This window comes from Curtobacterium sp. B18, assembly GCF_000333375.1.
Classification (GTDB): domain Bacteria; phylum Actinomycetota; class Actinomycetes; order Actinomycetales; family Microbacteriaceae; genus Curtobacterium.
In genome coordinates this window covers 1-8,068 of the sequence record NZ_BACZ01000302.1, presented here as the reverse complement: position 1 = coordinate 8,068, position 8,068 = coordinate 1, and the positions used below count along the sequence as shown (strand labels likewise).

The following is an 8,068-nucleotide window of genomic DNA, read 5'->3' as shown; positions in this document are numbered from 1 at the left end:
GGGGATGAAGTCGTGGAACTGCTTTGCGCGGACGATGGTGAAGGGGATGCCCCCGTCGCGGACCGCCTCTTCCTGTGCGACCTTGCCGACGTAGTAGCCGTTGGCGAGTGCGCGGTCCGCGCCGACGACCGAGAGCAGCACGTGATGGCGTACGCCGGTGGTGTGCTCGGCTGCGAGGACCCGCTCGGTGGATCCACGGAAGAAGGCCGTTGCGGCGGCAGGATCCATGTCGACGGTGTTCAGCACGTCGACGACGACGTCGACACCGGCCATGGCGTCGCCAAGGCCGGCCCCGGTGACGGCGTCGACTCCGTTCGTGCGCGATGCGACGAGGGTGTCGTGTCCGAGCTCGTTGAGGCGAAGCGTGAGGCGTGTGCCGACGTGGCCGTTGCCGCCGAGGATGAGGATCTTCATGAGTGTTCCTTTCCGGCGGCTTCTGCCGCCGCCCATGTGACGACGCTGGGCGGCAGGGTGTGAGGTCAGCTGATGGACCAGGTGGTGAGTTTCTCCGGGTTGACCTGCATCCACACGTCGGTGATGAGCCCGTCGCGCACCTTGACGTTGACGATGGCGAGCAACTGATCCCCCTCGATGGCGGCGAGCGCGACACCGTCACCGGTCAGCTGTTCCCGGAATTCGAGGGAGGACCGCTTACGGACCGTGCCGAGCATGAACCGAGCGACGTTGGAGACGCCGAGGACTGCGCGGCGGGCAGCGTTGACGACGCCGCCGCCGTCGGAGCGGAGTGTGACCGAGGGGTCTAGGAGCGCCGTCAGCGCCGCGAGGTCTCCGCCGCTGACTGCCGCCGCGAAGGCGAGCAGGACTTCATCATGCTGCTTTCGATTCCGCGGGCTCACCTCGTTGTCTCGCACGCGGCGTCGGGCCGACGTCGCGAGTTGCCGGACTGCTGTGACGGTTCGACCGACGATGGTGGCGATTTCGTCGAACGGCACGGCGAACACGTCGTGCAGGACGAACGCGACGCGCTCCGCCGGTGTCATGCTTTCCATGACGATGAGCAGCGCTGTGCTGACCTCGTCGTCAAGCGTCACGCGGTCCAATGGGTCGGCGGTTGCTGTCAGGTCGCTGGCGGTGCCGGTGAAGAGGTTGGCAGGTACCGGTTCGGGGAGCCATTCCCCGACGTATCGCTCACGGCGTGCTCGCGCGGACCCGAGGACATCGAGGCACACCCTGCTCATCACGCGCGTGAGCCACCCCTGTGGGTTCGTGATCGCGGCTCGTTCGGCGTCCGTCATTCGGTACCAGCGGACGTAGGTTTCCTGCACTGCGTCCTCGGCTTCGGCGAGGGTGCCGAGCATGCGGTAGCCGATCGAGATCAACCGGCGGCGTTCGTCGAAGACGTCTGGGAGCTGCTCGCTGGCGCGGGCAGCGTCCGTTCCGGGCTTCTGTGGCTCGCTGTCGGTCATCGTCGCTCCTGTTCGTGCTGTGATCATCATGACGACGGCAGGTGCCGGAATGTGAGGCGATTCGGCGAGGAAGGCCGAGGCAAAGGAGTTGCACCCCGCCTCCCTCTTGGTGTCAGGTCAGGGGGCGACCGGGTAGTGGCTGGTGATCGCGACCCGGTTCCAGGCGTTGATGACGATGGCGATCCAGGTGATCGCGGATACCTGCTCGTCGGATAGCGGTGCGACCTCCGGCCGGCGCGTCACGTGCTGGTCGCCGATGCCGGTGATCTGCTCCGCGATCAGGAGCGCGGCCTGCTCCTCGGGGGAGAAGTACTGCGATTCCCACCAGGCCGCGACGACGGCAAGCCGGTCCGCCGTCTCGCCGGCGGCGATGGCGTCGCGGACGTGCATCCGGAGGCAGAACGCGCACCCGTTTAGCTGCGATGCGCGGATCTTCACCAGCTCCACGAGTTTCTTGTCCAGTCCCGCGTCGGCGGCGTCGTGTTCGGCTTGGCCTGTCAAAGCCATGAGCGTTTCGTAGTTCTTCGGCGCGTGCTTGCCGATGTTCACGTGCTGCATCCTTGTGCTCCTTCGATTGTCGAATGACGCCACACAGCGAAGCCCCGAAATCCGTCGCTGTGCGGTGTCTGTTGCTGTGACGGCGTGCGTCTACTCGGTGTGAGGTCGTGCTGGGGAAGTGAGCATCGTCATGCTTCGACGACCGGAGCTTGTGTGGCCTCACCGACGGCGACAGGCGCGGCGTGTTCTGCATCGACTGGGGGTAGCGGCACGAGGCGGCCCGTGAAGAAGAAGTGGTTCAACTGAAAACGGATCCGCATCGCGGTGGTGGTGCGGCCGTCTACTCTGGGCTGCAGGATGACCGGTTCGGGCCATTCGGCGGCGAGGATGCGCCATCGCTCTTCGGCGCTGATCGGTGCATGGACTTCAATGTGGTCGCCGTCGGGGAGTCGGACGATGCGTCCGGTTTCGTAGCCGTGGAGGAGTGCTTCGCGATCCTTGCGCTGGAGTGCGAGTGCGGTCCGGCGGGCGAGTGCGAATGCGATGAGCGGTCCGATGATCAGCATCGTCTGCTGGGTGTGGATGACGGTCTCGAGTGCCAGTTGTAATTGGTGTGCGAGGACGTCCGCGCTGCCGGCTTCCCAGAGGACGCCGTAGAAGGTCATGCCGGCAGCGCCGATGGCCGTGCGTGTCGGGGTGTCGCGTGGTCGCTGCAGCAGGTGGTGATCGCGCGCGTCGGACGCGATCCACTGCTCGAGGAATGGGTAGAGCAGCACGAGGACCATGAAGGCGCCGATCGCGAGCAACGGGACGATGACGGCGAGTGTCACGGTTCGTCCGAGGATGACGATTTCCCATCCGGGTGGCACGAGGCGAAGGGCACCGTCAAGGAAGGCCGTGTACCAGTCCGGTTGCGATCCAGCGGTTGCGTTGCCGGGGTCGGACGGGCCGTACTGCCACACCGGATTGATGGTCACCGTCGTCGCGATGACGACCAGGATCCCCACCACACTGATGAAGAAGCCGCCGAGCCGGATCAGCCCGTTTGGCCAGAGCGCGACCCCCGTCGTCGACGCTTCCGACCTGCCGGGAGCGGGGAACTGAGCTGGTGATTCCGCGAGGGCGACAATGGCTTGGAGGGCGAGCAGCAGGGCCATGGCGATCGGGACAAGGCCGAAGTGGATGACCGCGAGTGTCTCGATGATCCGGCCGGGGAACGGGCTACCGAACAGAAGCCCAGTAACGTCCGTGCCGATCAGTGGGATGCCAAGAGCAACGCCTTCGACGATGCGGAGTCCGCTGCCGGAGAGCATGTCGTCCGGTAGTCCGTAACCGCTCCATCCGCCGGCGAGGGCGACGACGTAGAGGAGGAACAGCAGAACCCAGCGCGTGCGACGTGGCTTGCGGAACCCGCCGGTGAAGAAGGTGACGAGCATCTGCATGATGATCGTCGCCGGGAGGAGTTGCATCGACCAGTGGTGCAGTTGGCGCAGCAGCATGCCGCCGTGCACGTCGAAGGCCAGTCGCAGCTCCGACGCGTATGCGGCGGAGACAAGGTGACCGTCGAGGGGTGCGTACGACCCGTGGTAGACGACTTGTTCGATGGACGCATCGAACAGGAACCCCATGACGAATCCTGTGCCGAGATAAACCAGTGCGATCGCTGCGGTGGCGACGCCGAACAACCCGGTCCAATGCAGCGGTACCGGGCGGTGCCGCATCCAGGTGAGGGCCGCGGCGGTCAGCCGTCCTGGCGTGGTGTCCGCGACCAGGTCCGCTAGGGAACGGCGGGATGGTCGGGTTCTACGATCAACGGGCATCGGTCGCTCCCGTGACGGTGTCGGGGACACCACCGGTCACGAACGCTCGGCGAGGCTCGGTGATGGAGCCGAGGGAGGCGATGTCGCGGCCTGCGAACACGGCGCTGATCCAGACCAGGAGGACGCGGAACTTCCGCTCCCATGTCGGAACGGCGAGCACGTGGTAACCGCGGTGCATGACCCACGCGGGGAAGCCCGTGATGACGATGCGCTTGTACTGGAAGATCCCGTGTCCGAGGCCAAGAGTCGCGACGACACCCAGGTTGTGGTGCACGTAGTCACGGGGTGCTTCGCCGCGGAGCGCTGCGACGAGGTTCTTCGCGAGCCGCTTGCCCTGCCGGACGGCGTGCTGAGCATTCGGGACCGTGAGCGCCCCCGGCTTCGGGGAGGCAAGGTCCGGTACGGCTGCGTCATCGCCGGCGGCCCATGCGTCCGGAACGATCCCGTCGTCACCCTCCACGCGCAGGTCTGCACGAACGCGAACCGACCCGCGGGCGGTCAGTGGCAGGTCGGTGTGCCGCTCGACGACAGGGTTCGCCGCGTTACCGGCGACCCAGACGATGAGGCCGGAGTCGTACTCCTCGCCGGTTGAGAGGACCACGCGGCCGCCGACGGCGGAGAGCATCTGCGTGTTCAGGTGAACGTGACCGCCTCGTCGTTCGAGGTGTCGGACGACCCACTTACCGGGCTCGTCGGTGACCTCGGGCAGGATCCGGCCCTGCGCTTCGACGAGGTGGAACGAAATGTCGGCCATGCTCAGCTCCGGGTACGACTTCAGCAGCGCGGTCGCGAGGGCGAGCGTTTCGCCGAAGCCTTCCACGCCGGAGAAGCCACCTCCGACGAACGTCGCGGTGAGCAGCTTCTGCCGCTCGGGCCCCGGGGGGAGGACCGAGGCGCGGTCGAAGGCGGTGAGGATGTGGTCGCGGATCGCGACGGCTTCCTCGACCTGCTTCATCCCGATTGCTTCATCGACGAGCCCGGGGATGGGGAACTTCCGCGTGACTGCCCCGGCGGTTACGACGATGGTGTCGTATCGCACCGGGAACGGCTCGCCGTCCTTCGGTGTCACGGTGACGGTCCGAGCGGCGTGATCGATGTTCGTTACCGCGCCGGCGATCAGTCGGGTCCTGCGGAGGTGGCTGCGGAGGGAAACGGCGACGTGGCGCGCTTCGACGGAGCCGGCAGTCACCTCGGGGAGGAACGGCTGGTACGTCATGTAGGGACGTGGATCGATGACGGTGACGCGCGCTTCGCCGCGGCGGAGCTTCTTCTCCAGCTTCCACGCGGTGTAGAACCCGGCGTACCCGCCGCCGACGATGACGATGTCCTTCACGGTGCAACCTTCTTCCTGTCCAGTCAAAGGTCTGACGGCGCAACCCACGCAAATGTGAGTCATCACCGGAAACACCCCTCGGTCATCACGCTCACCCTGCCGCCGTCGTCACAGAGGCAAGAGCATCAGACAGGAGCAAACCCGATGAACACGCCCACAACGGTCGTCAACGACTACCTCCACAGGCTCGCCATCGACCACGTTCCCCTCGCAGACCTCAGCAGCCTCCGAACACTGCACCGCACACACCTCGCGACGATTCCGCTCGAGGACCTCGGCGGATGCGAAGACGCCGCCGGCACCCTGCCCGGACTCCTCAACCGCATCACCCAGCAGCGGCGCGGTGCACCCGCCACGCAACTGAACCTGGCGTTCGCGATGCTGCTGGTCGGCCTCGGCTTCACCGTCACCCCGCTCACCGTCACACCGAACCGACTCAACAGCCCCCGCGGGATTCCCCGATTGGCTCTTGCCGTGCACCTCGAGGCGGACCCCTACCTGGTAGATGTGTCCGGAGCCGGCCCCGATGGCCCTCTGCTCCTCCAGGACAAGCAAGGGCAGGCAGCTTCGATCGACGGCTTCGAGATCCGCATGCCCGATGGCGCGCTCGGCGTACGAGGATCGGACGGTCCTCGCTACAGGGTGGCTGCCGCTCGAGGTCTCATGGACGCACTCGAACCCGACGCTCTCATCCGGTCGAAGGCGGTGCGCCCTCAGATCGGCGAGGAAGCGCCCGTCCTCTCGATCCGTCGGCAACGCGGACGGACGACGCTCATCGGCGACCACCTCATCGAGACGAACGGAACGGCGCGCACGGACGTACTGCTCGCACCGAACCAAGGCGCACGAGTGATACGCGAGCGATTCGGTGTCGTGCCATCCGCCCGGGAAGAGCGGTGTCTATGCGCTAGGTCTCGCTGACTCGGCGTGCTGCACATCAGACGGTGAGGCTTCGTTCGAAGAGGCGGTACGCACCGTCCGATCCGATGTGGCAAAACCCGTGGGATGTGTAGAGCCGTTCGGCGCGAGTATTCGACTCGTGGACGCCGAGCGCGGCCGTCGGCACACCGCCAGCGGTTGCTGCACCGACGAACCCTTCCAACAGGCGGCCGCCGACACCGGCGCCCCGCCGCTCGGGCACTACGTGCACGGCGACGAGTGTCGCGACGGCGGGCTGCAGTTGCCAGACGGCCAAACCGGTGACCGTGCCATCCTCGTCCGTGATCGCGCCGCTGGTAGGCAGGCAATCGATCCACAGTTCGAGATTCCGGTCCAGAGCGTTCGTCCATCCGGCAACGCTGTCCGGCTCAACCTCCTGCATGTACGCCCGTTCCAGACGGAACAGCAGCGGGAGATCCTCAGGACGGACTGTGCGGTAGCTCATGGGCCGATCATGCCGTTCGGGGGAGTGATCACGTCAACGGTCGATACCGATTGGCGCGTCGACACCGTCCCGTGAGCCGATGACGTCGTCGGCCGGGATCGCGTCGACGAGTGCGGTTCGCTGTGCGTCGGTGAGCCGAATGCCTGCGGCTGCCGCGTTCTCGTCGAGGCGGGAGCGGCGACGTGTTCCGGGGATCGGCACAGCGCCCTCGGCGAGGAGCCACGCGAGGGCAACCTGCGCAGTCGTCGCTCCGATCTCGCCGGCTATCCGCTCAACCCGTGCGACGAGCCGCCGGTTCGCCGCGAACGCTGCGGGCTGGAAGCGGGGAAGACCTCGCCGGGCGTCGTCCGGTGCCAGATCGTCCAGACTGCGGACGCCCTCGGTGAGGACCCCGCGTCCGAGCGGGGAGAAGGCAACGAAGCCGATGCCGAGTTCGTCAGCGGTCGCCTTCTCCTCGTTGTGCAGCACGTCCCGGGAGAACAGGGAGAACTCCGACTGCACGGCAGCAATCGGGTGAACGGCGTGAGCGCGGCGGAGCGTGGGCGCGGCGACTTCTGAGAGGCCGATGTGTCGCACCTTGCCCGCTGCGACCAGGTCCGCCATCGCACCGACGCTGTCCTCGATCGGTACCGCAGGGTCGGCGCGGTGGAGGTAGTACAGATCGATGGTGTCCATGCCGAGGTGCCGGAGGGACCGGTCGCAGGCGCGTCGGATGTACTCGGGGCTGCCGTTGCGGCCGTGGACGGTCCCGTCGTCGTCGGTCTCCGCTGATGCCTTCGTCGCGATCGTGATCTCGTCGCGACGAGACCCCAGGGCACGGCCGATCAGCTGCTCGTTCGTGAACGGACCGTACGCCTCGGCGGTGTCGATGAACGTCACACCGATGTCGACCGCGTGCTGCAGCGTCGCGGTCGACTCCCGCTCATCGCTCGGGCCGTAGAAGGCGTTCATGCCCATCGCACCGAGTCCGATGGCCGAGACGGTCAGTCCGTCACCGAGCTGTCGTGTCTGCATCTGCAGTGGTTCCTTTCTCGACGATCGCCCGGTAGGTGGCGATCTTCTGTTCGATCGCAGCGAGATGCCGCTGCGTCCGTGCGAGGTCTTCGAGGACGTGCTGCCGGTGGTCCTCGAAGAACCGGAGCCGGTCCCCTTCCGTACCGGGCCGTCGACTGAGTTCAGCGATCCCGCGGATGTCGGCGATCGACATGCCGGTTTCGCGCAGCATCACCAACCCGCCCACCCAATCGAGGTCCGGTTGGTGGTACCGGCGCTGCCCAGACGGTGTCCGGGGCGTCGGATCCAGCATCAGGCCAGCCCGGTCGTAGTACCGGAGCGTCTCCATCGGGAGACCCAGCGCGGCTGCGGCCTGCCCGATACTCAGCCCGTCCGGTGGCACGGCCGCATCGACTTCAGGGAGGGGGACTTCACGCATGACCTCATGCTCACACCCGGAGTGCGCTCCAGGTCAAGCGCTCATCACGCTCCGCGACTTCACCAGCCGAGCACCTACGCCACCACGGCGGTGACGACGAGATCCAGCAGCCGATCACGCTGCCGACGGTCCGTGCCGCTCGTCTCCGACACCACCGCTGTTCCTGCCACCAAC

General features: G+C 66.6%; 9 protein-coding genes. 1 reads left to right on the top strand and 8 read right to left on the bottom strand.

The genetic code is table 11. The features are described from left to right. From I5E_RS08050 to I5E_RS08030, 5 genes are all read right to left on the bottom strand, one after another. A partial coding sequence (locus I5E_RS08050) for an SDR family oxidoreductase (RefSeq protein ID WP_022906523.1) occupies positions 1 to 414 on the bottom strand: 414 nt, incomplete at its 3' end. 65 nt (positions 415 to 479) lie between these two features. Then, positions 480 to 1,427, bottom strand: a complete 948-nt coding sequence (sigJ, locus tag I5E_RS08045; protein WP_022906522.1) for an RNA polymerase sigma factor SigJ — start codon at positions 1,425 to 1,427, stop codon at positions 480 to 482. Positions 1,428 to 1,544: 117 nt separating this feature from the next. Then, the gene (locus tag I5E_RS08040; RefSeq protein WP_022906521.1) at positions 1,545 to 1,985 is read right to left on the bottom strand and encodes a carboxymuconolactone decarboxylase family protein; all 441 of its coding nucleotides are present in this window, start codon (positions 1,983 to 1,985) and stop codon (positions 1,545 to 1,547) included. 128 nt (positions 1,986 to 2,113) lie between these two features. After that, positions 2,114 to 3,553 (bottom strand): cytochrome b, encoded by a 1,440-nt coding sequence (locus tag I5E_RS08035; RefSeq protein ID WP_187290478.1) that lies wholly within the window; start codon positions 3,551 to 3,553, stop codon positions 2,114 to 2,116. A 181-nt stretch (positions 3,554 to 3,734) separates the two neighbouring features. Next, a complete protein-coding gene (locus tag I5E_RS08030; RefSeq protein ID WP_022906519.1) occupies positions 3,735 to 5,078 on the bottom strand; it encodes an NAD(P)/FAD-dependent oxidoreductase in 1,344 nt (447 codons plus the stop codon). 144 nt (positions 5,079 to 5,222) lie between these two features. On the opposite strand from I5E_RS08030, the gene I5E_RS23415 reads away from it, so the two are divergent. Further along, on the top strand, positions 5,223 to 5,999 hold the full coding sequence (locus I5E_RS23415; RefSeq protein ID WP_022906518.1) for an arylamine N-acetyltransferase: 777 nt from the start codon (positions 5,223 to 5,225) through the stop codon (positions 5,997 to 5,999). 16 nt (positions 6,000 to 6,015) lie between these two features. On the opposite strand, the gene I5E_RS22645 is transcribed toward I5E_RS23415, so the two are convergent. From I5E_RS22645 to I5E_RS08010, 3 genes are read right to left on the bottom strand one after another with little or no spacing between them, the layout of a single operon-like run. Continuing rightward, on the bottom strand, positions 6,016 to 6,462 hold the full coding sequence (locus tag I5E_RS22645) for a GNAT family N-acetyltransferase (protein WP_022906517.1): 447 nt from the start codon (positions 6,460 to 6,462) through the stop codon (positions 6,016 to 6,018). A 33-nt stretch (positions 6,463 to 6,495) separates the two neighbouring features. Continuing rightward, entirely contained in the window at positions 6,496 to 7,476 is a 981-nt protein-coding gene (locus I5E_RS08015) for an aldo/keto reductase (protein ID WP_031261869.1), read from the bottom strand. Then, complete coding sequence (locus tag I5E_RS08010) at positions 7,454 to 7,894, bottom strand: MerR family transcriptional regulator (protein WP_031261866.1); 441 nt, start codon at positions 7,892 to 7,894, stop codon at positions 7,454 to 7,456. The genes I5E_RS08015 and I5E_RS08010 overlap by 23 nt, the downstream gene beginning before the upstream one ends. Positions 7,895 to 8,068: the final 174 nt, after the last annotated feature.

Excerpts from the sequence above, each read along its gene's own strand:
- sigJ (WP_022906522.1), bottom strand. The coding sequence starts at position 1,427 with ATGACCGACAGCGAGCCACAGAAGCCCGGAACGGACGCTGCCCGCGCC.
- I5E_RS08040 (WP_022906521.1), bottom strand. The coding sequence starts at position 1,985 with ATGCAGCACGTGAACATCGGCAAGCACGCGCCGAAGAACTACGAAACG.
- I5E_RS08035 (WP_187290478.1), bottom strand. The coding sequence starts at position 3,553 with ATGGGGTTCCTGTTCGATGCGTCCATCGAACAAGTCGTCTACCACGGG.
- I5E_RS23415 (WP_022906518.1), top strand. The coding sequence starts at position 5,223 with ATGAACACGCCCACAACGGTCGTCAACGACTACCTCCACAGGCTCGCC.
- I5E_RS22645 (WP_022906517.1), bottom strand. The coding sequence starts at position 6,462 with ATGAGCTACCGCACAGTCCGTCCTGAGGATCTCCCGCTGCTGTTCCGT.
- I5E_RS08015 (WP_031261869.1), bottom strand. The coding sequence starts at position 7,476 with ATGCAGACACGACAGCTCGGTGACGGACTGACCGTCTCGGCCATCGGA.
- I5E_RS08010 (WP_031261866.1), bottom strand. The coding sequence starts at position 7,894 with ATGCGTGAAGTCCCCCTCCCTGAAGTCGATGCGGCCGTGCCACCGGAC.